21 protein-coding genes are annotated in these 21643 nt (G+C 73.7%); 11 read left to right on the top strand and 10 right to left on the bottom strand.

All coding sequences use genetic code 11. The annotated features are described in order from the left end of the window. Positions 1-16: 16 nt before the first annotated feature. From ACOOHE_RS06685 to ACOOHE_RS06695, 3 genes are all read right to left on the bottom strand, one after another. Positions 17-409 carry a hypothetical protein gene (locus tag ACOOHE_RS06685; RefSeq protein WP_420457028.1) on the bottom strand — a complete coding sequence of 131 codons (393 nt, stop codon included), beginning with the start codon at positions 407-409 and terminating at the stop codon, positions 17-19. Beyond that, positions 406-1416: a lysylphosphatidylglycerol synthase transmembrane domain-containing protein gene (locus ACOOHE_RS06690; protein ID WP_420457029.1), complete on the bottom strand. Its 1011-nt coding sequence runs from the start codon at positions 1414-1416 to the stop codon at positions 406-408. Before ACOOHE_RS06690 ends, ACOOHE_RS06685 begins: the two co-directional genes overlap by 4 nt. An 81-nt stretch (positions 1417-1497) precedes the next feature. Continuing rightward, entirely contained in the window at positions 1498-2130 is a 633-nt protein-coding gene (locus ACOOHE_RS06695; RefSeq protein WP_420457030.1) for a LolA family protein, read from the bottom strand. A 103-nt stretch (positions 2131-2233) separates the two neighbouring features. On the opposite strand from ACOOHE_RS06695, the gene ACOOHE_RS06700 reads away from it, so the two are divergent. After that, the gene (locus ACOOHE_RS06700) at positions 2234-2686 is read left to right on the top strand and encodes a putative molybdenum carrier protein (protein WP_420457031.1); all 453 of its coding nucleotides are present in this window, start codon (positions 2234-2236) and stop codon (positions 2684-2686) included. Here the strand turns inward: ACOOHE_RS06700 and ACOOHE_RS06705 are convergent. The 4 genes from ACOOHE_RS06705 to hisH all read right to left on the bottom strand — a co-directional run bounded on the left by ACOOHE_RS06705 (position 2683) and on the right by hisH (position 5348). Then, positions 2683-3015, bottom strand: coding sequence for a hypothetical protein (locus ACOOHE_RS06705; protein ID WP_420457032.1), 333 nt, complete (start codon positions 3013-3015; stop codon positions 2683-2685). The genes ACOOHE_RS06700 and ACOOHE_RS06705 overlap by 4 nt on opposite strands. Continuing rightward, entirely contained in the window at positions 3012-3785 is a 774-nt protein-coding gene (gene hisF, locus ACOOHE_RS06710) for an imidazole glycerol phosphate synthase subunit HisF (RefSeq protein WP_420457033.1), read from the bottom strand. The genes ACOOHE_RS06705 and hisF overlap by 4 nt, the downstream gene beginning before the upstream one ends. A gap of 90 nt (positions 3786-3875) precedes the next feature. Next, positions 3876-4670 (bottom strand): 1-(5-phosphoribosyl)-5-[(5-phosphoribosylamino)methylideneamino]imidazole-4-carboxamide isomerase, encoded by a 795-nt coding sequence (gene hisA / locus ACOOHE_RS06715; RefSeq protein WP_420457034.1) that lies wholly within the window; start codon positions 4668-4670, stop codon positions 3876-3878. A 3-nt stretch (positions 4671-4673) separates the two neighbouring features. Further along, positions 4674-5348 carry an imidazole glycerol phosphate synthase subunit HisH gene (gene hisH, locus ACOOHE_RS06720; protein WP_420457035.1) on the bottom strand — a complete coding sequence of 225 codons (675 nt, stop codon included), beginning with the start codon at positions 5346-5348 and terminating at the stop codon, positions 4674-4676. Positions 5349-5719: 371 nt separating this feature from the next. On the opposite strand from hisH, the gene ACOOHE_RS06725 reads away from it, so the two are divergent. Continuing rightward, positions 5720-8617, top strand: coding sequence for a two-component regulator propeller domain-containing protein (locus tag ACOOHE_RS06725; protein WP_420457036.1), 2898 nt, complete (start codon positions 5720-5722; stop codon positions 8615-8617). Positions 8618-8672: 55 nt separating this feature from the next. After that, complete coding sequence (locus ACOOHE_RS06730) at positions 8673-9350, top strand: response regulator (protein ID WP_420457037.1); 678 nt, start codon at positions 8673-8675, stop codon at positions 9348-9350. Positions 9351-10079: 729 nt separating this feature from the next. Here the strand turns inward: ACOOHE_RS06730 and ACOOHE_RS06735 are convergent. The 3 genes from ACOOHE_RS06735 to gcvT all read right to left on the bottom strand — a co-directional run bounded on the left by ACOOHE_RS06735 (position 10080) and on the right by gcvT (position 14581). Beyond that, entirely contained in the window at positions 10080-12638 is a 2559-nt protein-coding gene (locus tag ACOOHE_RS06735) for a DNA translocase FtsK 4TM domain-containing protein (protein WP_420457038.1), read from the bottom strand. A gap of 96 nt (positions 12639-12734) precedes the next feature. Next, positions 12735-13469 (bottom strand): 2-phosphosulfolactate phosphatase, encoded by a 735-nt coding sequence (locus ACOOHE_RS06740; RefSeq protein ID WP_420457039.1) that lies wholly within the window; start codon positions 13467-13469, stop codon positions 12735-12737. Then, on the bottom strand, positions 13466-14581 hold the full coding sequence (gcvT, locus tag ACOOHE_RS06745; RefSeq protein ID WP_420457040.1) for a glycine cleavage system aminomethyltransferase GcvT: 1116 nt from the start codon (positions 14579-14581) through the stop codon (positions 13466-13468). Before gcvT ends, ACOOHE_RS06740 begins: the two co-directional genes overlap by 4 nt. A 126-nt stretch (positions 14582-14707) precedes the next feature. Here gcvT and ACOOHE_RS06750 point away from each other — a divergent pair, with 126 nt between their 5' ends. From ACOOHE_RS06750 to serC, 8 genes are all read left to right on the top strand, one after another. After that, positions 14708-14866 carry a DUF1328 domain-containing protein gene (locus tag ACOOHE_RS06750; RefSeq protein ID WP_420457041.1) on the top strand — a complete coding sequence of 53 codons (159 nt, stop codon included), beginning with the start codon at positions 14708-14710 and terminating at the stop codon, positions 14864-14866. Between the two features lie 77 nt (positions 14867-14943). Beyond that, a complete protein-coding gene (locus ACOOHE_RS06755; RefSeq protein WP_420457042.1) occupies positions 14944-15930 on the top strand; it encodes an MDR family oxidoreductase in 987 nt (328 codons plus the stop codon). After that, positions 15930-17096, top strand: coding sequence for an NAD(P)/FAD-dependent oxidoreductase (locus ACOOHE_RS06760; protein ID WP_420457043.1), 1167 nt, complete (start codon positions 15930-15932; stop codon positions 17094-17096). Before ACOOHE_RS06755 ends, ACOOHE_RS06760 begins: the two co-directional genes overlap by 1 nt. Before the next feature lie 60 nt (positions 17097-17156). Beyond that, positions 17157-17846 carry a Bax inhibitor-1 family protein gene (locus tag ACOOHE_RS06765; protein ID WP_420457044.1) on the top strand — a complete coding sequence of 230 codons (690 nt, stop codon included), beginning with the start codon at positions 17157-17159 and terminating at the stop codon, positions 17844-17846. A 175-nt stretch (positions 17847-18021) separates the two neighbouring features. Beyond that, complete coding sequence (locus ACOOHE_RS06770; RefSeq protein ID WP_420457045.1) at positions 18022-18747, top strand: hypothetical protein; 726 nt, start codon at positions 18022-18024, stop codon at positions 18745-18747. Beyond that, on the top strand, positions 18740-19495 hold the full coding sequence (locus tag ACOOHE_RS06775) for a DUF1990 family protein (RefSeq protein ID WP_420457046.1): 756 nt from the start codon (positions 18740-18742) through the stop codon (positions 19493-19495). The genes ACOOHE_RS06770 and ACOOHE_RS06775 overlap by 8 nt, the downstream gene beginning before the upstream one ends. A 423-nt stretch (positions 19496-19918) precedes the next feature. Continuing rightward, positions 19919-20362, top strand: coding sequence for a nuclear transport factor 2 family protein (locus ACOOHE_RS06780; RefSeq protein WP_420457047.1), 444 nt, complete (start codon positions 19919-19921; stop codon positions 20360-20362). A 101-nt stretch (positions 20363-20463) separates the two neighbouring features. Beyond that, entirely contained in the window at positions 20464-21591 is a 1128-nt protein-coding gene (gene serC / locus ACOOHE_RS06785; protein ID WP_420457048.1) for a 3-phosphoserine/phosphohydroxythreonine transaminase, read from the top strand. Positions 21592-21643 lie beyond the last annotated feature (52 nt).

A 21643-nucleotide genomic window follows, 5' to 3' on the forward strand; every position in this document is an offset into this window, starting at 1 on the left:
AGGCGGGACTGAATGGTTAGAGCCCGCCCGCCGACGGGGGCCGGACGTCCGGCTCGACCCGGGCCCAGGACTCGACGGCCACCCACCGCCGGCCCCCTCGGTCGCGGAGCCGGCCGACCGCCAGCACGCGGTCCTCGACCTCGAGCCCGGGGTCGTCCCGGAAGCGGAGCGGCACGGCGTCGCCGCCGGCCTCGACCCACACGTCGTCGCCTGGCCCGACCTGGACCACGGTCCCGTCGAGCGAAGCCTCGACGCGCCGGCCCCGGACCGACAGCGTGTCGAGCACGGCCGCCGTCGCGCCCGGTACGGAGACGCGCGCGTCGGGGCCGGTGTCGCGAGCGAGGAGGGCGATGCCCAGCGCCAGCCCGCCCAGGCCGAGCCCGACCGTCAGGGCCCCGCGGCCGGTCACGCCCGAGCCGCGGCGGCGCTCCGCAGCGCGCCGAGCGACGTCCCCTGGACCGTCAGCGCGACCACGCCCAGCAGGCAGTAGAACACGACGCCGGCCGCGTGGACGAGGAGCGCGTAGGTCGCCGCCGGCGTCACGGCCACGCCGAACAGCAGCGTCAGCGCCTGGACGGTCGCGTAGTGGAACGAGCCGGTCCCGCCCGGCGACGGCAGCGCCATCCCGATCCCGCCGACGGCCATCACGGCCCACGCCTCGACCGGGCCCAGCCCGTACGCCGCGTCCAGCCCGAGCAGCCGCAGCGGGAGGTCCGACATCAGCCCGTAGCACGCCCACAGCAGCAGCGTCGAGAGCACCACGGCCCCCGGCCGGCCCGTCCGCCCGACCGACGCGAGCCCGTCGCGGAACTGGGCCAGCAGCGCGCCGATCCGCTGGCCGCGCCGCACGACGACGACGGCTGCGACGACCAGCGCGACGGCGACGAGGACCACCAGCACCCACACCCAGGCCGGCACCGTCAGCACCTCGACGATCCCGTCCCACGCCTCCTCCAGGATGGCCCGGACGCGGTCGCCGAACAGCACCACGACCGACAACAGCGCCAGCGCCAGCATGATCACGTCGAGCACGCGCTCGGCCACGACCGTCCCGAGCACGGCCGAGAACGGGGCCTCGGCCCGGCGCGACACGTGGGCCGTCCGGGCGACCTCGCCCAGCCGCGGCGCGGCGTAGTTGACGAGGTAGCCGATGGCGACCGACGCCGACGTCAGCCGGAGCGGCACGCGGTCGGTCCGCCCCGGGAGCGCGTCGATGAGCAGCCCCCACCGCCACGCCCGGATGACCACCGACAGCAGGCCGAGCCCGACGAACGGGACCATCCACCCCCACTCGCCGTCGGCCAGCGCCGCTCCGACCGCTTCGAGGTCGGCGTTCCGCAGGGCCAGCCACAGGAGCCCGCCGCCGAGCGCGAGGCTCACCATGAGCGACAGGAGACGTTTGGTGCGGTCGGTCATCAAAAGAGGGCGCGGGGCCACAAACGTGGCCCCGCGCCCAACGGGGGAACGCGGCACGCGGTTCGTGCCCGTCCGTGACGATTAGCGGAGGTCGACGACCTCGGTCCCCGACGGGGCCTGGAACCGGAACGTCGAGGCCGGCAGCGACACGTTCCGGCGGACGTCGCGCAGGTCGAAGGCCAGCGTCCCCCCGTTCGTGTCGTGGACCCGGACCCGCGTCGGGACGGCGTCCGACGACCGGACGTAGAGGGTCGCGTCGCGGACCGACGAACCGCTCTGGCGGGGCCGCAGCGTCAGCACGTCGTGGGCCACGCCGCCGATGGTCGCCTTGGTGGCCCCGGTCACGCGGAACACGTCGAGGTAGTTCGTGAACAGCTGGCCGACCGAGAAGCCGACCCGGGCCGGCTCGTAGTCCTGCACGACCACCTGCTCGTCGTCGCGCGAGTACGACCACAGCGTGCCGCCGTCGGTGACGAGGACCTGGCTGCCGAGGTCGAGCCGGAAGGCGTCCTGGCGGACCGACAGCGTGCCCTGGAGCCGCTGGCCGCCGGCGGTCTGGACGAACGAGGCCTGGAGCGACTCGATGGCCCCGTAGCGCTGCTGGAGGCGGCGGGCGACCGCGTCGGGCGTCTGGGCCTGGACCTGTCCAGCGACGAGGACGACGGCGGCGAGGGCGAGCGAGCCCAGCAGGCGGGAGCGTAGCAGATTCGTCATGGGAGGGGGGGACGTGGGGGATCAACGGAGAACAGGGGCGGATCGTTCAAGCCTCGTGCCGCGTCCCCGTTCGTGACCAGACCGCGACACAATCGCCACACCCGTGCGCCTCACCCTCCTCTCCGGCGGCCAGACCGGCGTCGACCGGGCCGCCCTCGACGCGGCGCTCGCGGCGGGCGTCCCGGTCGGAGGCTGGTGCCCCGCCGGCCGCCGAGCCGAGGACGGCCCGATCCCGGCCCGCTACCCGCTCCGCGAGACCGCCTCCGCCGACCCCGCCGAGCGGACGGCCGCCAACGTCCGCGACGCCGACGTGCTGCTCGTGCTCGCGCCCGGCCCTCCGACAGGCGGGACCGCGCTGGCGGTCGAGACGGCGCACGCGCTCGGCCGGCCGGTGTGGGTCGCCGACCCGGCCACCGATCCGGCCGGCCCCGTCCTCTCGTGGCTCCGGTCGCAGGGCGGTGGCCTTCGCCTCAACGTGGCCGGGCCGCGAGCGAGCGAGTGGCCCGGCGCGTACGAAGCGAGCATCGAGTGGCTGGGCCGGGTGCTCGGTGCCTAACCGGCCGGCTCGTCGTCCACGAACCGCTCGCCGCGCCGGCGGACGCCGCGCCCGCTCCGCCCCTCGTACAGGTCCTCACCCGCGCGGAGCCGCCGGTACGCCGTCCACAGCACCAGTCCGACGAGCGCGGCGCCACCGAGGGTGACCACCAGCACCGGGATCCAGTACGAGTGGTCGAACGCGCCCTCGACCCACCGCGGCTGCTTGAGGCGGACGTCCGGGTTCGCCAGCGCGGCCCACACGAGGTAGCCGCCGGCGGCCACCACGAACGCCACGACGGCCCCGATGGCCCACCGCACCAGCCGGAGCCCGAGCCGCGCGCTGCTCACGACGCGACGGGGCGGACCGCGACGCCGGCCGCCACGAGGTGGGCCTTGGCCTCGGCAACCGTCGTCTCGCGGAAGTGGAACATCGAGGCCGCCAGCACGGCGTCGGCCCGGCCCTCGGTGAGTCCGGCGGCGAGGTGGTCCAGCGTGCCGGCGCCGCCCGACGCGATCACGGGCACGTCGACGGCGTCGTCGAGCGCCCGGAGCAGGTCGAGGTCGTAGCCCTGGCGCGTCCCGTCGCGGTCCATGCTCGTCGCCAGCAGCTCGCCCGCTCCGAGCCGGACGCCCTCAGTGGCCCACGCGATGGCGTCGCGCCCGGTCGCCGTCCGCCCGCCGTGTGAGAACACCTCCCAGCCGCTCTCGGTGGCCCCGGTCCGCTTCGCGTCGATGGCGAGGACGACGCACTGGGCGCCGAACGCATCCGCCGCCCGCGTCAGCAGGTCCGGGTCCGCCAGCGCGGCCGAGTTGATGGCCACCTTGTCGGCGCCGGCGTCGAGCAGCGCCCGGACGTCCTCGACCGCGCGGACGCCGCCGCCGACGGTGAGCGGGATGAACACCTCGTCGGCCGCCCGGCGGATCACGTCGCGGAGCGTGGCCCGGCCCTCGTGGGTCGCCGAGATGTCGAGGAAGACGACCTCGTCGGCCCCGGAGGCGTCGTAGAACCGGGCCTGCTCGACCGGGTCGCCCGCGTCCACCAGGTCCACGAACTGGACGCCCTTCACGACGCGGCCGTCGTGGATGTCGAGGCAGGGGACGATGCGTTTGGCTAACACGGGTGGGCTCGTGGACGTGTGGACAGGTAGACTCGTGGGAGGCGGGGGTGGTGAGCGATGGGACACGAGTCCACACGTCCACCGGTCCACTCAGCCACCTTTCAGCGCCAGCCGCGCCGTCGAGAACCGGTCGAGGTCGACCTCGTCCTTCTTGTGCCAGCACCAGAACTGCTGGCAGGGGAACTGATTCTCGTAGAGCGCCCGCCCGACGATCACCGAGTCGACGCCGAGGGGCTCGACGGCCTGGAGCGCCAGCAGGTCCGTGTAGCCGCCGACGCCGCCCGACGCCGTCAGCTTGGCCTTGTCGAGGTGGCCGGCCAGCTCGCGGTACGCCTCGACGTTGGGGCCTTCGAGCGTCCCGTCGCGCGCGATGTCGGTGTAGACGAACCGCCGGACGCCCCGGCCCTCCATGTCGACGGCCAGCTCGACGGCGTCGACGCCGGAGCCGGCCTCCCAGCCCTCCGTCATCACCTCGCCGTCGCGCGCGTCGATGCCAACGACGATCCGGCTGGCGCCGAACGTGGCGACCGCCTCGCTCACCAGGTCCGGGTCGCGGACGGCCGCCGTGCCGAGCACGACCCGGTAGACGCCGAGGTCCAGCATCGCCCGGACGTCGTCGAGCGTCCGGATCCCGCCGCCGACCTGGACGGGCACGTCGAGCGCTTGGGCGATCCGGGCGATTACGCCCCGGTTGTGCCCCACCGTGTCGGCCGTCGTCCGCGCCGCGTCGAGGTCGACCAGGTGGAGCACCTTCGCGTTCATCACCCGCCACAGCTTGGCCATGCGGACCGGGTCCTCGAAATAGATCGTCTCGTCCTCGTAGCGCCCCTGGCGGAGGCGGACGCAGCGGCCGTCGCGGAGGTCGATGGCGGGGATGACGAGCATGAGCTAGGCGAGGCGCTGGTCCGGCGTCGGGGTCCAGCTCGCGAACCTACGCAGCATCGCGAGCCCTGCCCGGGCGCTTTTCTCCGGGTGGAACTGGACGCCGACCACGGTCCCGCGCCCGACGACGGCCGGCACGTCGCCGCCGTAGCCGGCGGTCGCCCGCACGTCGGCAGGCTCGGTGGGGGCCGCGTGGTACGAGTGGACGAAGTAGACCCAGTCGCCGCCGTCCGCTCCGCCCGCGTCGTCCAGGACGGGGTGAGGGCGCGCCGTGCGGAGCCGGTTCCAGCCCATGTGGGGCACCTTCAGGCGCCGGCCGTCGGCGTCGGCGAGGGCGGGGGCGAAGCGGACGACGCGGCCGGGCAGCAGGCCCAGCCCGGCGTGAGGGCGCCCGTCCGGCCCGGGCCGCTCGTCCGACGACTCGAACAAGAGCTGCATCCCGACGCACACGCCCAGCAGCGGGACGCCCGCCCGAGCCCGCTCGCGGACGACGTCGGTGAGCCCTCGCGCCGCCAGCTCGTCCGCGCACGCCCCGAACGCGCCGACGCCGGGCAGCACGAGCCGCTCGGCGGCGGCGATGCGGGCCGGGTCACCGGTCCGCTCGGTCGGGACACCGGCGGCGTCGAACGCCTTCGCGAGCGACCGCAGGTTGCCGATGCCGTAGTCGATGATCGTGGTCATGGCACATGGAACGGCACGCGGGAGACGCCGTGCGGCCCAGCCCGACGCTTCCCCCATTCTTCGACGGGCGCCGCCGGGACCGCTGCGCTGGACTGCGCGCGACGGCGCACCCCGACGTCTCCGGTTTCGGACCGCGATCCTCCGGCCGATACGCCAGGGCTATCGCGTTCTCCCGCTCGTGTCATCCTGAGCGAACGCGAAGGATCTCAACGCGGACGTCCAGGCCTGTAGCGAGCGGTGCCGGCGGGCTCGATGGCTCGTGCTGAGATCCTTCGCTCCGCTCAGGATGACATGCTCAGGATGACGAGAGGGGAGGGTGGAGCGATGACTCAAGAGAATGCGCTCGCCCTGGCCGATACGCCTGGAGGCCCGTGGCCACGCTGTCCCTAACGCTAAGTTTCTCCGACGCCTCGCCGCTCCCCACCATCGTCCGACGCGCGCTCCTCGCCCTCAGCCTCGCGGCCGCTTGCGCGGACGCCCAGCCGGCGTTCGACACGCTCACGCGCGCAGACGGGCTGCCGTCGGACTACGTCCAGGCCGTCTTCCAGGACCGCTACGGCTTCCTGTGGTTCGGGACCGACGCCGGGCTCGCCCGCTACGACGGCCGCCACGTCCTGACGTTCACCGCCGACGACGGCTTGCCGGACCCGTTCGTCTACGCCGTCGGCGAGGACGGCGAGGGGACGCTGTGGGTGGGCACGTTCGCGGGGCTCGCCCGCTCGGAGGGCGCGGCGTTCGTCGCCGTGTCCACCCCGTTCGGCGACGAGTCCGTGCTCTCGGTCGGGCCCGGCCCGGGCGGCGCCGTGATGATCCGGACCGGGACCCGGACCGCCATCCGGCAGGGGGAGGGCTGGCGCGTGGTCGAGTCCGGGCCCGGCAACGGGTGGTCCGGCGCTCTCCCGCTCGACGACGGGTCGGTCCTGATCTCGCGGCGGCTCAGGGCGACGGACGACGGGCCGTGGGAGCTGGTGCGGCACCCGCCGGGCCGAGGCGCCCCGGTCCCGGTCCGAACGCCCGCGACGCTGGCCGGCCCCCGCTGGGTCTCGCCGGCCGATGACGGCCGACTGTTCCTCGCCGGCCGAGAGCAGGTCGCGCTCGGACGGGTCGAGCGCGACCGGTTCGTGGCCGAGGCCGTGTACGCCGCCGCCGACGCACGGCGGATGGCCTTGGGCGCGCGCGGCGAGGTGTACACGATCGGGGACGACGGCGGAGTCTGGGTCGCCGACGCTCCGGGCGCGAGCCCCGTCCGGCTGAGCGCGACGCGCGGACAGGACCTCGTGGTGGACCGCGAGGGCTCCGTCTGGGTCGGCACGTTCGGAGGCGGCGCGCTGCGGCTGGCGGGGCGCCACCTCGCCCACCTCACCGACCGGCCGGCCTCCCGGATCGCCGTCGACGGCGCCGTCGTCTGGGCCACCGACGCCGACGGGCTCGTCCGCATCGACGCCCGGACGCTCGACGTCCGCGCGCGGTCGTTCGGCGTCGGCTTGCGCGAGGTGGCCGTGGCGCGGCCCGGGCTGATGGTCTCGACGGGCGCCTCGGCGGGCCGGCTCGCCGACCCGATGACGTCGGCCCGGGTCCCGGTCCTCAACGACGCGAACTGGGTCTCGGGCCTGGACGCCCGGACGGACACGCTGTGGGCGTCGGGCTACGGGACCGGGGTCGTCCGCTGGGTCGCCGGCCGGGTCCTGGACACGCTCCGGGCGGACCGGCTCGGGACCGACATGGTCGAGGGCCTGGTGCGGACGCCGCGCGGCGTCTGGGCGCTGACCCGCTCCGACGGCGCCACCCTCATCCACGGCACGCGCACGACGACGGTGGGTCGCCGCCAGGGGCTGCCGTCGTCGGCCGTCTATTCGGTGGCCGAGGCTGGCGGCGCCGTCTGGTTCGGGACCGACCGCGGGCTCGGCCGCTACGATGGCCGGTCGGTCCAGGTGGTGGGCGAGGAGGCGCTCGGGGGCCAGCGGATCCTGGCCGTGTTCGAGCGGCCCGGCGTCCCGGGCGTGACCGCCGTCGGCGACCGGGGGCTCTACCACGTCGAGGGCGACCGGGTCCGGTCGCTGGGCGCCGTCCTGCTCGGCCCGGCCGAGGGCGCGTCGATCAACGCCGCCACCTACGCCCGCCACGCCGACCGCCTGTTCCTGGCGACGACCGCCGGCGTCGTCGCCGTCGACCTCCGCCGGCTCCCCGACGTCACGACGGCCCCGCGCATGGCCCTGCTCGGCCTGCGCGTCGACGACCGGGCCCGGTCGCTGGCGGGGACCCCGCTGGAGGGCCGGGCGGTGGACCTGCCACCGGGCCGGCACCGCGTCGAGATCGCGTTCGCAGCGCTGTTCTACCGAGCCGCGGCCGGCGTCGAGTACCGGGTGGGCGAGGGGCCGTGGCAGCCGACGGGGCCCGAGCAGCGCGTCGTGTTCTCCGACCTCGGGCCGGGCGAGCACCGGATCGAGGCGCGGGCGGTCGGGCCAGACGGGGCCGCGTCGCCGTCCGCGCGGCTGACGCTCCGCGTGGCCCCCCAGTGGTGGGAGCGGCCGTCGGTGGTGGGGATGCTGGTGGCCCTCGGGCTCGTCGGGTTCGCGGCGGCCGTCCGGACCCTGTCGCAGCGGCGGCTCCGCCGCCAGGTCGAGCGGCTCGAAGTCGGGCGCCGGGTCCAGGCCGAGCGCGAGCGGATCAGCCGCGACCTCCACGACCACGTGGGCGCCCAGCTGTCGTCGCTGCTGGCCGGCGTCGAGCTGGCCAAGCTGGCCCGGCGCGCGGGCGGCGACGGCGTCCCGGCCGACCCGCTCGAGACCATCGAGGAGGACGCCCGCGAGACCATCCGCCAGCTCCGCGAGACCATCTGGGCGCTCCACGACGAGGCGCTCACGGCCGACGCGTTCTGCCACCGCTTGGACGCCTACGCCCGTCGGGCGGCCAAGGGGCGGATCGGCCAGGTCGAGGTCCGGTGCGAGGGGGGGCCGGAGCACGAGCTCCCGCCGGCCGTCGCGCTCGGCCTTTTCCGGATCGCCCAGGAGGCCATCACGAACGCGCTCAAGCACTCGGGCGCCCGGTCGCTCACGGTCACGCTCCGCGCTGCCGCCGGCTCCACCACGCTCGTCGTCGCCGACGACGGCCGGTTCGTCGCGGGCGACGACAGGGACCTGTCGGGCTTCGGGATCGGGTCGATGCGCGCCCGCGCGAGGGCGCTCGGCGGCACCCTGCGCCTCGACACCGAGGCCGGAACGTGCGTCACCGTCGAGGTCCCCTCCGAGCGGCGGCCCTCCCCGGCGTAGGGGAGGGCACGGGACGCGCCCGCGCCCGACCTTTCCCGTTCGCACCCTGGCCCCGATGTCCACCCCGATCCGTGTCGCCGTCGTCGAGGACCACGCCGGCCTGCGGGAGCGGCTGGTCCAGCAGCTCGCGTTCTACGACCACGTCGAGGTGGTGCTCGTGTCCGAGAGCGGCGACGGGTTCCTCGCCGACCTCGCCGTCCGCGGCCGGACCGGCGCGCCGCTCCCCGACGTGGTCCTGATGGACATCGAGATGCCCGGCCGCGACGGGATCGAGACGACGGCCGAGGTCACCAAGGCGTGGGCCGGCATGGAGGTCCTGATCCTGACGGTCTACGAGGACGAGGACAAGATCTTCGCCGCCGTCCAGGCCGGCGCCAGCGGCTACCTCCTGAAAGACGCCGGGCCCGACGCCGTCGTCCGCGCCGTCCAGGAGATCGCCCAGGGCGGCGCCCCGACGTCGCCGCTCGTCGCGCGCAAGCTGCTCGGCTACGTCCGCCAGCAGCAGGCCGCCGACCGCCGCTCGGCCGCCGCCGCCGACGCGCTCCGCCTGACGCCGCGCGAGACCGACGTCCTCTCGCGGCTCGTCGAGGACGACACCGAGGCCGCCATCGCCGACGCGCTCGGCGTGAGCCCGCACACGGTCCGGTCGCACGTCAAGAACCTCTACGCCAAGCTCCAGGTCCACAGCCGGGCCCAGGCCGTCCGGGCCGCCTTCGAGCGGGGCCTCGTCTAGTTCTTCGCCTGAGTCTCGGATGGGGCCGGCGGGGTTCGGAACTCTCGGCGTACCATGTCTCTATCGCCCCGCGCCCACCCGGCCGGGGCGTTGCGGGGCCGGGTGCCTGTGGTGGGACGCCCGGCCCCGCTCCGTTGTCCGGGCACCCTGCGGGAGGGACCTCCCGCTCTCGAAGGCTCCTTTCCCCCCGGATGTCATCCTCGCGCACGCGGGAATGACGGCTGGGTTGAGGGACGCGCTGGAGTGGTGTCAGGTTGCTCGTGGGCCGCCCCCCCCGTTCCCCTTCCGGTCGCGGAGCCTGTCCCGAGCGGAGCCGAAGGGCTCCCAGGCCGGGGAGCTGTTCCCCTTGAAGGCAGGGTCGCTACGTTCTAACCGTGCCCACGAATCGAGCACACAACAACGATAGTCATCCCCGCGAAGGCGGGGACCCATACGGGGCCGCTCGCCGGACACGAGGGCCGCATCGATTCCCGCGTGCGCGGGACCGCGAAGCGACGGCGCCAGCCAATGACGACTATGATCTGATTGCTATCGACAGAACTCAGCAGCCCTGCCCTTTGAAGGGGGACAGTCCGCCCGCCCGTTGAGCGGAGCGAGGGGCGGACGGACGGGGGGCACGGCCGCGAGCAAAGAAAGGGTCGTGACTCCAGCAGTCGTCACTCTGGGTCCCCGCCTTCGGGGATGACGAAGGGGAGAGGTCGATTGCGAAGCCGGCTTGCGCGAGTTGCCCTACGCCTCGACGTCGGCCGACTCGTCCTCGGGCTGGCCGCTGAGGTGGGCGTCGAGCGCGAACTCGTCCGGGATCAGGACGTCGCGGGCCTTCGACCCCTCGAACGGGCCGACGATGCCGGCGTCTTCGAGCTGGTCCACCAGCCGCGCCGCGCGCGTGTAGCCGACCGACAGCTTGCGCTGCAACAGCGACACCGAGCCCTGCTGGCTCCGGACGATGACCTTGGCCGCGTCCTCGAACAGGTCGTCGCGGTCCTCGGAACTGTCGCCGGCCGAACCCTTCGGCGCGTCGCCGCCGGCGTCCATCGGCGGCAGGAGGTAGGGCCCGGCGCCGTCCTGGGACGCGATGAACCCGGCCACGGCGTCGACCTCGCCGACGCTCACGAACGGGCCCTGGAGCCGCGTCAGGCGGGAGCCGTTCATGTGGAGCAGGTCGCCGTTGCCAACGAGCTGCTGGGCCCCGCCGCCGTCGATGATCGTCCGGCTGTCGATCTTCGACGACGTCTGATACGCCATCCGCGACGGGAAGTTGGCCTTGATGAGGCCGGTGATGACGTCGACCGACGGCCGCTGCGTGGCCAGGACCAGGTGGATCCCGACGGCCCGGGCCATCTGGGCGAGCCGCGCGATGGGCGCCTCCACCTCCTTCGCCGACGTCATCATCAGGTCCGCCAGCTCGTCCACGATGACGACGATGTAGGGGAGGTGGCGGTGCGCGTCGCCCAACTCGTCCAGCTTGCCGGCCGCCAGCTTCTTGTTGTACTCGCCGATCCCGCGGACGCCGGCCTCCGCCAGCAGGTCGTAGCGGATCTCCATCTCGCGCTCGCACGACCGCAAGACGGCGGCGGCCTCCATGAAGTCGGTGATGATGGGGTCGTCCGAGTCCTCGGGCATGGCCGAGAAGTGGTTGAGGAGCTCGGCGTACCCGTTGAGCTCGATCTTCTTCGGGTCGACCATCACGAACTTGAGGTCGGCCGGGTGCTTGGCGTAGAGCAACCCCACGATGAGCGCGTTGACGCCGACCGACTTGCCGGAGCCGGTCGCCCCGGCCACCAGCAGGTGGGGCATCTTGGCGAGGTCCTCGATAAAGACCTCGCCCTCGATGGTTTTGCCGATGGGCACGGGCAGCGCCATCTTGCCCCCGCGCGCCGCGTCGCGGAACGTGGCCGTCGCCAGCAACTGGCGGAGGCGGACCATCTCGCGCGTCCGGTTCGGGATCTCGACACCGATGGAGGACTTGCCCGGGATCGGCGCGATGATGCGGATGCCGGGCGCGGCGAGGGCCATCGCGAGGTCGTCTTCGAGCGCCGTGATCCGGCTGATCTTGACGCCCGGGGCCGGCGTCAGCTCGTAGCGCGTGACGGTCGGCCCGACGACGGCCTCGATGGCGTCGATCTGGATGTTGTACGTCTCGAGCTTGTCGAGGAGCACCTGCTTGTTGTCCTCGATCTCGTCGAAGTCGACCTCCTGGTCGCCCTCGGACTGCTCCAGGAGCTCGATCGAGGGGAAGGCGTAGGGGAGCGAGGCGGCGTCGGCCGTCGCGCCGCGCGCGGCGTCGAGGTCGGCGGGCGCCTCTTCCTTGGGTCCCGTGACGTGGAACGCCGGCCCCGGCCCCCGCTCGGCGTCGACGAGGTCGTCCAAGACCGGGTCGGGATCGTCCGGTAACACGGGCGTCAGTGTCGGCGCCGGCTTGGGCGGGACGGCCGCGAACGGGGCGGCGGGCTCCGAGCGTGCGGGTTCGGCTCGGGCGGGCTCCGGCCGGCTCGGCTCGGGGCGCGAGGGCTTGGTCGGCGGGGTGGCCGCCTTCTTCTGCTCCTTCTCCTTCTCCGCCTCGGCCCGCTTGGTCTCGCGCTCGGTGCGCGCTTCCTCCCGGGCGTTCGCGCGGAGCTGCTTCCGCTCAGCGGCCCCGGCCCGGTAGTCGGCCCACGACTCGGCGATCCCGCTCTTCAGGCTCGTGACGGCGCCCTCGGCCCGGTCCAGCGACGTCTGGATGTCGCGGTCGTAGACGAGCAGGGCCACCACGACGACCGACACCAGGAGCACGATGAACGACCCGACCGGCTTCAGGATGCTCGTCAGCCACCCGGCGACGCCCAGGCCGAGGTCGCCGCTCCAGGCCGCGAGGTCGGTGTCGAGTTGGGCGTCGAACCAGCCGAAAAAGCACGCCAGGAACAGGGCGCCCGCCAGCGACAGCCCCGTCAGCGTGGGCAGGAAGACCGGCGTCTTCTGGCGGAGCAGGACCCACCCCCACGCCAGCAGCGCCGCGATCGGCAGCAACACCGGGTACCCGACGAGCCCGGACACGAGCGCCCGCGCCAGCGTCGCGCCCACGAACCCGAGCAGGTTGTCGAACCGGTTGTCGCCGGGGTCGACCAAGTGGTCCCAGTTCTCGGTCGCCAGCCGGCCGTCGTCGGCCGCCGAGTACGTCACGACGGCGAGCCCCGCCAGCAGGGCGAGGGCCAGGAGGAGGATGCCCAGGATCTCGCGCTTGCGCTGCTGCGAGAACCCGCCGGCCTTGGCGGAGGGCTTCTTCTTGCTTCGGGATCGGGTGCTGCTCACGGACGTGGGGGGACGAACGGCCGAGCGACGCCCCACGCCGACGGCGTGGAGGCTGTGCGAAGGTACGACGCGCCGGCGGACCCCCGGCGAGGCCGCTCAGACCTGGCCCGCCACCAGCTGGCGGTCGCGGTACACCGGCACCACGTCGAGCGTGTCGAGCCGGGCGCAGGCGGCCACGTCGTCGCCCGCGCCCAAGGCCACCAACCGGCGCGTGTGGTCGGCGCCGAAGAGGGCGCGGGCGAGGTCGTCGCGGGCGCCGCGGTACAGGCCGAGCGCGATCCGGGCCCCGTCGTCGAGCGGCTCGGCGCGGTCGTGGCCGACCAGGCGGTCGACGAGCAGGCCGGCGCACAGGGCGTCTTCCAAGGCGACGCGGCCCTGCCAGCCGGCGCAGACGACGGTCGCGTCGAGCCCGTCGTCGAGCGCCCGGCCCAGCCAGACGGCGGCGGCGGCGGCGTTGACGAGCGCGCCGACGGCCAGCCGCGCCGCGCCGCTCGCGCGGACGAGCGCCGCCGTCCCGTTCGTCGTCGTCAGCACGACGGTCCGCCCCGCCACGGCGTCGGGCGTGTAGGCCGAGGGCGAGTTGCCGAGCGCGAAGCCGGCGAGCTGGCGCCCGCCGCGCTCGCCGCCCAGCACCGTCGCCTCGCGGTCGAGCGTGGCCGCGAGCCGGCCGGCCTCGCCCTCGTCGGCCACGGGGATCACGGCGCGGGCCCCGTTCGCCAGCGCCGTCACGATCGTCGTCGACGCCCGCAGCACGTCGACCACCACGACGGCCCGGCCGTCGAGCGACTCCGGGTCGAGACCGCCGGGGTGGAGGGCGACCGACAGGCTCACGAGCCCTTGTGGAACGGCGGCTTCGCGACGACGGCCGGCAGCACGCGCCCCCGTACCGAGATGCCGAGTGCCGTGCCGGGCGCCGTCGCCGCCGGGTCGTTCGGGACGAACCCGAGGGCGATGCCTTGTCCCAACGTCGGCGACTGGCTGCCGCTGGTGACCACGCCGATCTCGACCCCGTCGGCGTCGACGATGGCGTGCCCGGCGCGCGGGATCCCCCGGCCCTCGACGACGAGCCCGACCAGGCGGCGCTCGACCCCGGCCGCCTTCTGGCGGACGAGCGCGTCGCGGCCCACGAAGTCGCCCGCGTCGGGCTTGACGACCCAGCCCAGACCCGCGTCGAGCGGCGTCGTGTCGCGGTCGAGCTCGTGGCCGTAGAGGCAGTAGCCGGCCTCGAGCCGGAGCGTGTCCCGAGCGCCCAGCCCGGCGGGCGTCGCCCCGGCCTCGACGAGCGCGTCCCACGCACGGCCGGCGGCGTCCGGCGAGAGGTAGAGCTCGATCCCGCGCTCGCCCGTGTAGCCGGTGTGGGACACGATGGCGCGGTCGGCCCCGAGCAGCGCGCCGGGCTCCATCACCCGGAAGCGGTAGAACGGGAGGTCGGAGGCGTCGAGCCCGGTGGCCGCTTGGAACACGTCGAACGCCGTCGGCCCCTGGAGCGCCAGGAGCGCCCAGTCGTCCGACTCGTCGGCCAGCTCGGCGTCCAAGCCGAGCCGGGCGGCGTGCTCCGAGACGTGGGCCCAGTCGGTCGCGATGTTCGCCGCGTTGACCACGAGGAGCACGTCGTCGGGCGCGATCCGGTAAACGAGCAGGTCGTCGACGGCGCCGCCGCCGTCGTGACAGAGCACGGCGTACTGGGCCCGGCCGTTGTCGAGCGCCGAGACGTCATTCGTGACCAGCGCCTGGACGAGGTCGAGCGCCTGCGGGCCGCGGACCCTGAACTCGCCCATGTGGCTCACGTCGAACAGGCCGGCTGCCGTGCGCACGGCCCGGTGCTCGTCCAGGATGCCGGCGTACTGGATCGGCATGTCGAACCCGCCGAACGGGGCCATCTTGGCGCCGAGCGCGAGGTGGCGGCCGTGGAGCGGGGTGGTCTGGAGAGGCGTGTCGGTCATGGGCGGGGCGGATGAGCGGCGAAGGTACGGGAGCCGTCGGGCGGGGTGCCCGGGAGCGCTTCCGGGTCTAGGCAACTTCCTGAGAGGTGGCGACGTGCAAGGGGCCCTCACTCCCCAGCCTCTCCCATGGCCGAAAGCCTCTTCTCCATCTTTATCGTCCTCGCCGTCGTGGCGCTCATCGCAGCGCTCCTGGGCTTCCGAGGCGTGGCCGGCTTGTCGGCCAACTTCGCGAAGATCGCCCTGGTGGCCGCGGTCATCCTGTTCGTCGTCGCGTTCATCTTGTAGCGCGCGTCGTCCGCCGTACGGCGCCCCGGTCAACGAGGCCGGGGCGCCCTTTTTTTGTCCGTCCCCGCCGCCCCGCCATGCGCGCGCTCCTGCTCACCCGGTCGCCCGACCTCTCCGCCGCCGTCACCGACGTTTCGGAGGCCGACCTTCCCGGCGGTGACGTGCTCGTCGACGTCTCCCATTCGAGTCTCAACTACAAGGACGGCTTGGCCATCACGGGGCGCGGGAAGATCGTCCGGGGCGCGTTCCCGTTCGTGCCCGGGATCGACCTGGCGGGGACCGTAGCCGAGTCTGCGTCGGACGACTGGGCGCCGGGCGACCGCGTCGTGCTGACGGGGTGGGGGACCGGCGAGGACCGGTGGGGCGGCTACGCCGAGCGGGCCCGCGCCTCGGCCGAGCACCTCGTCCGCCTGCCCGACGGGCTGTCGGCGGAGGACGCCATGTGGATCGGGACGGCCGGGTTCACGGCGGCGCTGAGCGTGCTCGCGCTCGAGGCCCACGGCGTGGCGCCTGGCGGCGGCCCGGTCGCCGTGACGGGCGCCTCCGGCGGCGTCGGGTCGATGGCGACGGCGCTGCTGGCGGCGGCCGGCCACGAGGTCTCGGCGGTGACGGGGACCGCGAGCGCGCACGACTACCTCCGCGCCCTGGGCGCGGCCGAGATCGTCGGCCGCGAGACGCTCGCCGAGGCGTCCGATCCGCCGTTGCAAAAAGGCGTCTGGGCCGGCGCCGTCGACTCGGTCGGGGGGACGACGCTGGCGGCGCTCCTCGCCCAGGCCCGGCGCCACGCCTGCGTCGCCGCGTGCGGGCTGGCTGGCGGGCCCGACCTCGCGACGACGGTCTTCCCGTTCATCCTGCGCGGCGTCACGCTCGCCGGCATCGACTCGAACACGGCCCCGCCCGACCTCCGCGAGCGGGCGTGGGGCCGCCTCGCCGACGCCGCGGCCGCCGGCCACCTCGCGGCGGTCGAGAAAACCGTGATCGGGCTGGACGACCTGGTCGAGTGGGCCGGCCGGATCGTCGACGGAGACACCGTGGGCCGCGTCGTCGTCGACGTCCGGGCGTAGTGGCGACGGTCTCGCTCTGGCAACGGACGCCCCGGATCGAGGCCGACGTCGCTGTCGTGGGCGGCGGCGTCATTGGGACGGCGACGGCGTGGGCGCTCGGTCGGCTCGCGCCCGATCTCCGCGTGGTGATCGTGGAGGCCGAGCGGCTGGCGTTCGGCGCGAGCGGCCGCAACGCCGGCTTTTTGCTCCTCGGCACGGTGTCCGACTACACCTCGGCCGTCGACGCCCACGGGCGCGACGCGGCCCGGCGGATCTGGGCGTTCACGCGCGAGGCGTACGAGTTGTCGGCCGAGGTCGGCGCCCGGCACGACGTGGGCTTCCAGGCGACGGGCAGCGTGATCGCCGCCGGCACCGACGCCGAGGCCGACCGGCTCCGACGCTCGCGCGCGCTCCTGTCCGAGGACGGCGTCGAGACGAGGTTCTTGGACGGGCCCGCTGCGAACGCACACCTGGGGAGCGCCGGCTACCACGGCCTCCTCGTCGTGCCGACGGGCGGCGTCATCGACCCGGCGCGGCTGGTGCGGGCGCTCGCGGCCGAGAGCGGCGCCGAGGTCGTCGAGGGCTGGCGGGCGACGGCCGTTGAGTCCGAGGGCGGGCGGGTCCGTCTGGCGGCCGACGGGGGAGGGGAAGTGGTGGCCGACCGCGTGCTCGTGGCCACGAACGCCTTCCTCCCGCAGCTTCTGCCGACGCTGGCCGACGTCGTCCGCCCGGTCCGCGCCCAGATGCTGGCGACGGCGCCCGCGCCCCCGACGCTCGCGGCGCCGGTCTACTCGCACGACGGCTACTTTTATCTCCGCCAGCGGCCCGACGGCCGGGTCCTGCTGGGCGGCGCCCGCCACCTCCACCGCGACGCCGAGGTCGGCCCCGACGACGCGACGACCGACGCTCTCCAGGCCGACCTCGCCCGCTACCTCGCCACTCACTTCCCGTCGCTCGCCGACGTGCCCGTCGAGCGCCGGTGGTCCGGCCCGATGGGGTTCAGCCCCGACGGCCTGCCCGTGCTCGGCGCCGTCCCCGGCGTCCCGGGCGCCCGCTTCGCCGCCGGCTTCACGGGCCACGGGATGGCCTACGCCCTCCGGTTCGGGAGTCTCGCGGCCCGCACGCTTCTTGACGAATCCGATCCGGCCCTCGACCTGTTCCACCACGCTCGTTTGGTGAACGCTTGACGGCCCCGCACGTTTGCACCCCGCCCGGCGTTTTCCTCCCCGTCAGACACTCCCCCCCAAATGGACACCCTCTACCGCACCCCCGTCGCCGCGCTCGGCGACTCCGCGCGCGCCGCGTTCCTGACGCGGACCTACGCGCACCTCCTGGGCGCCATCCTGCTGTTCGCGCTCATCGAGGTCTTCTTCTTCACCTCCGGGCTCGCCATCCCGATGGCCGAGGCGATGCTCGGCGTCAACTGGCTGCTCGTGCTCGGCGGGTTCATGATCGTGAGCTGGTTCGCGTCGAGCGCCGCGATCCGGGCCGAGTCGAAGGCGTCGCAGTACGGCGCGCTCGGCGCGTTCGTGCTGGCCCAGGCCGTCATCTTCGTGCCGCTGCTCGTGATGGCCGAGTACTCGGTCGGCGGCGGCGTGATCGCGAGCGCGGCCTGGGTCACGTTGCTGGGCTTCTCGGCGCTGACGGCCATCGTGTTCTTTACCGGCAAAGACTTCTCGTTCCTGGGCGGCATCCTGAAGTGGGCCTTCGTGCTCGCACTCGTGGCCATTGTGGCCGGCGTGCTGTTCGGGTTCAACCTGGGCACGTGGTTCTCCGTCGCGATGATCGGGCTGGCCGGCGCGGCGATCCTCTACGACACGTCGAAGGTGCTCCACGACTTCCCCGAGGACCGCTACGTCGCCGCGTCGCTCCAGCTGTTCGCGTCGGTGGCCCTCATGTTCTGGTACGTCCTCCGCCTGTTTATGAGCCGCGATTAGACGGGCCCCGTGTTTCCTCTGATGCCTGACCTCAGAGCGGATGCGTGGTTCGTGATGCGTGATTTTCCCCGATGAGTGTCACGCATCACGGATCACGCATCGACGGCCGGCCCGGAAAGCGCGGTCTCTCTCGAGGAAGGGGGAGCTTCATCGCCGTCTCGGGCGTTGAGCCCCCATGACCCGACGAACCCGCGCCGTCCTCATCAGCTCCGCCTCGCTCACGGCCGGCGCCGCGCTCGGCGCGTGGCTGCTCAAGCGGTGGGGCTACCCCGTCCGCGCCGTCGAGCGCGAGGTGGCCCGCGCCCCGCGCCCGCCCGTCACGCCCTCGGCCACCGACACGCCCGGCCTCCAGCCCGAGGCCGAGGGCGTCGGCCCCCGGTTCCACCGGCGCTACCAGGTCGACGTCGAGCACGCCACGAAGTCGCCGGCCGAGCTCGTCGCCTGCATCGGGGCCGACATTCAGGCCTACGTGCCGGACGAGATCGCCGTCTTCAAAAAGTCGAAGGGGGCCGAGGGCGCGCTCGCCGTCGGCGACGAGTACGACATCCAGATCCGGTCGCCGTGGGATGGGCCGGTCCGCGTGGTCGAGGCCGCCCCGACCCGGTTCACGCTGGCGACGCTCCAGGGCCACATGGAGGCCGGCCAGATCCGGTTCCAAGCGGCCGAGCACCCGGCCGCACCCGGCGCCCTCCGATTCTCGATCGAGTCGTGGGCCCGGAGCCGCGACGGCGCCGTCGACTTCGTCTACGACGAGCTCGGGCTCGCCAAGAAGGCCCAGCAGGCCATGTGGACGTTCTTCTGCGAGCGCGTCGCCGACGACTGCGGCGGGCAGAAGATGGCCGAGGTCCAGGTGCTCACCGAGCGCGAGGCGGACCCCGACGACCCCGAAGACGATGGCTGACCTCTTGTCCCGCGCCGTCCCCCGCCGGCCCGACTGGCGCCGCTACGAGTCGCGCTTGGACGCCGTCCGCCAGGCGCGCTACAACTTCGAGCTGTCCGAGGACCACGAGTACTCCGAGGCCGACGGCTGGCGGCTCGACCACCACCAGGCCGAGCTCGTCCCGGAGCCGCCCGGCCCGCCGCTCCCGCCCGACGACGCGCGCGCGTCCTGGGCCGTCGCCTGCGACCTGGCGCGGAACTACGCCTTCCCCGACCCCGGGCTCATCACGGGCATCTTCTCGCCCGACGAGCCCGTCGCCGGCCGGCCGATGCTGCTCCGGGCCCGGTTCCTCGGGTTCACGTTCTGGTTCGGCGTCCGCGTCGGGCGCGAGATCGACGAGGTGCGCAAGACCGACGGCGGGCCGGTGCACGTCTACGGGTTCGACTACGCGACGATGGAGGGCCACTTCGAGCGGGGCCAGATCACGTTCGAGGTCCGCAAGACCGAGGCCACGGGTGCCGTCGAGTTCCACATCGACGCCTTCTCGAAGCCGGACCGGATCCGCAACCCGTTCTACCGGGTCGGCTTCAAGCTGTTCGGGCGGCGGCTCCAGCTCAAGTTCGCGCACACGGCGATGGAGCGGATGCAGCGGTTCGTCCGGGAGGAGCTGGAGGCGAGGGCGAAGGGCGTCCCGGCCCCCGTCCGCGAGACCGTCGAGCCGAGCCGGCCCGACGCCGGCGCGGCCGAGGAGATCGCCAAGACCGTGTAGGGGCACGCCGGTGGCGTGCCCGTGACGACCGCGACGTAACACGGAGTCGGAGAGTTCGCTGTGCATGAGTGCTCCTCCCGATTCCCCCTCACCCTGTCCCTCTCCCTCGGGGAGAGGGGACCTCGTAGGAGAGTGCACGGCTTTCTCCGCGATCCCGTATAAGAAGGCAGCGCGGCAACCCCAGGGCGACCGCATGCTCGCCCCGGACCCCCCGCTTTCTGGCCGGTCGCTGCGCTCCCAGACTCAGAAAGCTGTCCCCCTTCAAGGGGGACAGTCTGAGCGCCCGCTGAGCGGAGCGATGGGCGCTCGGACGGGGGGTCGGGCCGGAGATCAGTAGCGTGCGCTCGCCCTGGCGGCAACCCCGGGCGAGCAGAGCGGGGCTCGGCTCGCGTCGTAGACTGGCGGCTCCCCGCCGCTGCCGTCATGCGCCTGCTCGCCCTTGCCCTCCTCCTCGTCGCCGTCCCCGCCTCCGCCCAGACCGACGCCGACGCGGCCGTCCGCGCCGTCATCGCCGACCTGTTCGACGGGATGCGGGCGAAGGACACGACGGCCATCCGCGCCACGCTCCACCCCGAGGCCCGCCTCATGACGGCGGCCCACCGGGACGGCACGCGGTCGGTCGAGGCCTCGCCCCTCGACGCCTTCCTCGGCGCCGTCGCCGGGGCGCCCGTCCTGCTCGACGAGCGAATCGAGGAGGGCTACCCGGTGATGATCGACGACGGGCTGGCGGTCGCCTGGACGCCGTACCGGTTCTACGCGGGCGACCAGTTCAGCCACTGCGGCACGAACGCCTTCGTGCTCGCGCTCGGCGACGACGGCTGGCAGATCGTCCAGATCATGGACACCCGGAGGGCCGAGTGTGGCTGAGTGGACCCGCAGACGTGTGGGCCCGTGCGCCTCCGCTCGGTGGACGTGAACCGATCCCAGGTCCACGAGTCCACAGGTCCACCCGTCCACACCGGCCCACCATGACCCCCGCCAGCCCCGACACGCCGCCCGCCGACCTCGACCGGCGCCAGCACAACTTCTCGGCCGGCCCCGGCGCGCTTCCGACCGAGGTCATGGAGGAGGTCCGCGACGAGCTCCCCGCGTTCGCCGGCGTCGGCGCGTCGGTCGTCGAGATCAGCCACCGCTCGCCGACCTACACCGCGATCCACGAGCGCGTGACGGCCCGGCTGAAGTCGCTGCTCGGGCTGGGCGACGACTGGCACGTGCTGATGCTCCAGGGCGGGGCCTCGATGCAGTTCCACCAGGTCCCGCTCAACCTGCTGCCGGCCGGCGGCGTCGCCAGCTACCTCGACACGGGGACGTGGAGCTCGAACGCGACCACCGAGGCCGAGACCGTCGCCCGGGACCGCGGCGCCCGCGTCTCGGTCGCCGCCAGCAGCGCCGACGCCGACTACACGTTCATCCCACGCCCCTCCGACTGGCAGGTCGACCCCGACGCGGCCTACCTCCACTTTACGAGCAACAACACGATCTACGGGACCCAGTTCAGGGACGAGCCCATCGTCGACGTGCCGCTCGTGTGCGACGCCTCGTCGGACTTCCTGAGCCGGCCCATCGACGCCAAGAGGTACGGGCTGATCTACGCGGGTGCCCAGAAGAACATCGGCCCGGCCGGCGTCACGGCCGTGCTCGTCCGCGACGACGTGCTCCAGTCCCGCGTGCCCGGTCTGCCGACGATGCTCGACTACGGGACGCACGCCAAGAAGCTGTTCAACACGCCGCCCGTGTTCGCCGTCTACATCGTCGACAAGGTGCTCGGGTGGATCGAGCGCCACGGCGGGCTCGCGGGCATGGTCGAGCGGAACCGGGCCAAGGTCGACCGGCTCTACGGCGCCATCGACGCCAGCGACTTTTACCGGGGGACCGTCCGTCCGGACAGCCGGTCCCACATGAACGTCACGTTCCGCCTGCCGAGCGAGGAGCTCGAAGCCCGGTTCGTCAAGGACGCCGCGCGCGAGGGCCTGCTCGCGCTCAAGGGCCACCGGAGCGTCGGCGGCGTCCGGGCCTCGATCTACAACGCCGTCGAGCCCGCCTCCGTCGAGGCGCTGGTCGACTTTATGCGCCGGTTCGAGGCGACCTACGGCTAGGTTGAGACGGGGCGGAGGGGGACGAGAGAATGAGTGGCCAGCTCTCTCTCCT

Origin of the sequence: Rubrivirga sp., from assembly GCF_965213695.1 — a bacterium.
Lineage (GTDB): Bacteria > Bacteroidota > Rhodothermia > Rhodothermales > Rubricoccaceae > Rubrivirga.

Bases quoted from the DNA above. Each gene is read 5' to 3' on its own strand.
- ACOOHE_RS06765 (WP_420457044.1), top strand. From the start codon at position 17,157: ATGGACACCCTCTACCGCACCCCCGTCGCCGCGCTCGGCGACTCCGCG.
- ACOOHE_RS06750 (WP_420457041.1), top strand. From the start codon at position 14,708: ATGGCCGAAAGCCTCTTCTCCATCTTTATCGTCCTCGCCGTCGTGGCG.
- ACOOHE_RS06770 (WP_420457045.1), top strand. From the start codon at position 18,022: ATGACCCGACGAACCCGCGCCGTCCTCATCAGCTCCGCCTCGCTCACG.
- hisH (WP_420457035.1), bottom strand. From the start codon at position 5,348: ATGACCACGATCATCGACTACGGCATCGGCAACCTGCGGTCGCTCGCG.
- ACOOHE_RS06730 (WP_420457037.1), top strand. From the start codon at position 8,673: ATGTCCACCCCGATCCGTGTCGCCGTCGTCGAGGACCACGCCGGCCTG.
- ACOOHE_RS06775 (WP_420457046.1), top strand. From the start codon at position 18,740: ATGGCTGACCTCTTGTCCCGCGCCGTCCCCCGCCGGCCCGACTGGCGC.
- ACOOHE_RS06690 (WP_420457029.1), bottom strand. From the start codon at position 1,416: ATGACCGACCGCACCAAACGTCTCCTGTCGCTCATGGTGAGCCTCGCG.
- ACOOHE_RS06695 (WP_420457030.1), bottom strand. From the start codon at position 2,130: ATGACGAATCTGCTACGCTCCCGCCTGCTGGGCTCGCTCGCCCTCGCC.
- ACOOHE_RS06755 (WP_420457042.1), top strand. From the start codon at position 14,944: ATGCGCGCGCTCCTGCTCACCCGGTCGCCCGACCTCTCCGCCGCCGTC.
- gcvT (WP_420457040.1), bottom strand. From the start codon at position 14,581: ATGACCGACACGCCTCTCCAGACCACCCCGCTCCACGGCCGCCACCTC.
- serC (WP_420457048.1), top strand. From the start codon at position 20,464: ATGACCCCCGCCAGCCCCGACACGCCGCCCGCCGACCTCGACCGGCGC.
- hisA (WP_420457034.1), bottom strand. From the start codon at position 4,670: ATGCTCGTCATCCCCGCCATCGACCTCCGCGACGGCCGCTGCGTCCGC.
- ACOOHE_RS06780 (WP_420457047.1), top strand. From the start codon at position 19,919: ATGCGCCTGCTCGCCCTTGCCCTCCTCCTCGTCGCCGTCCCCGCCTCC.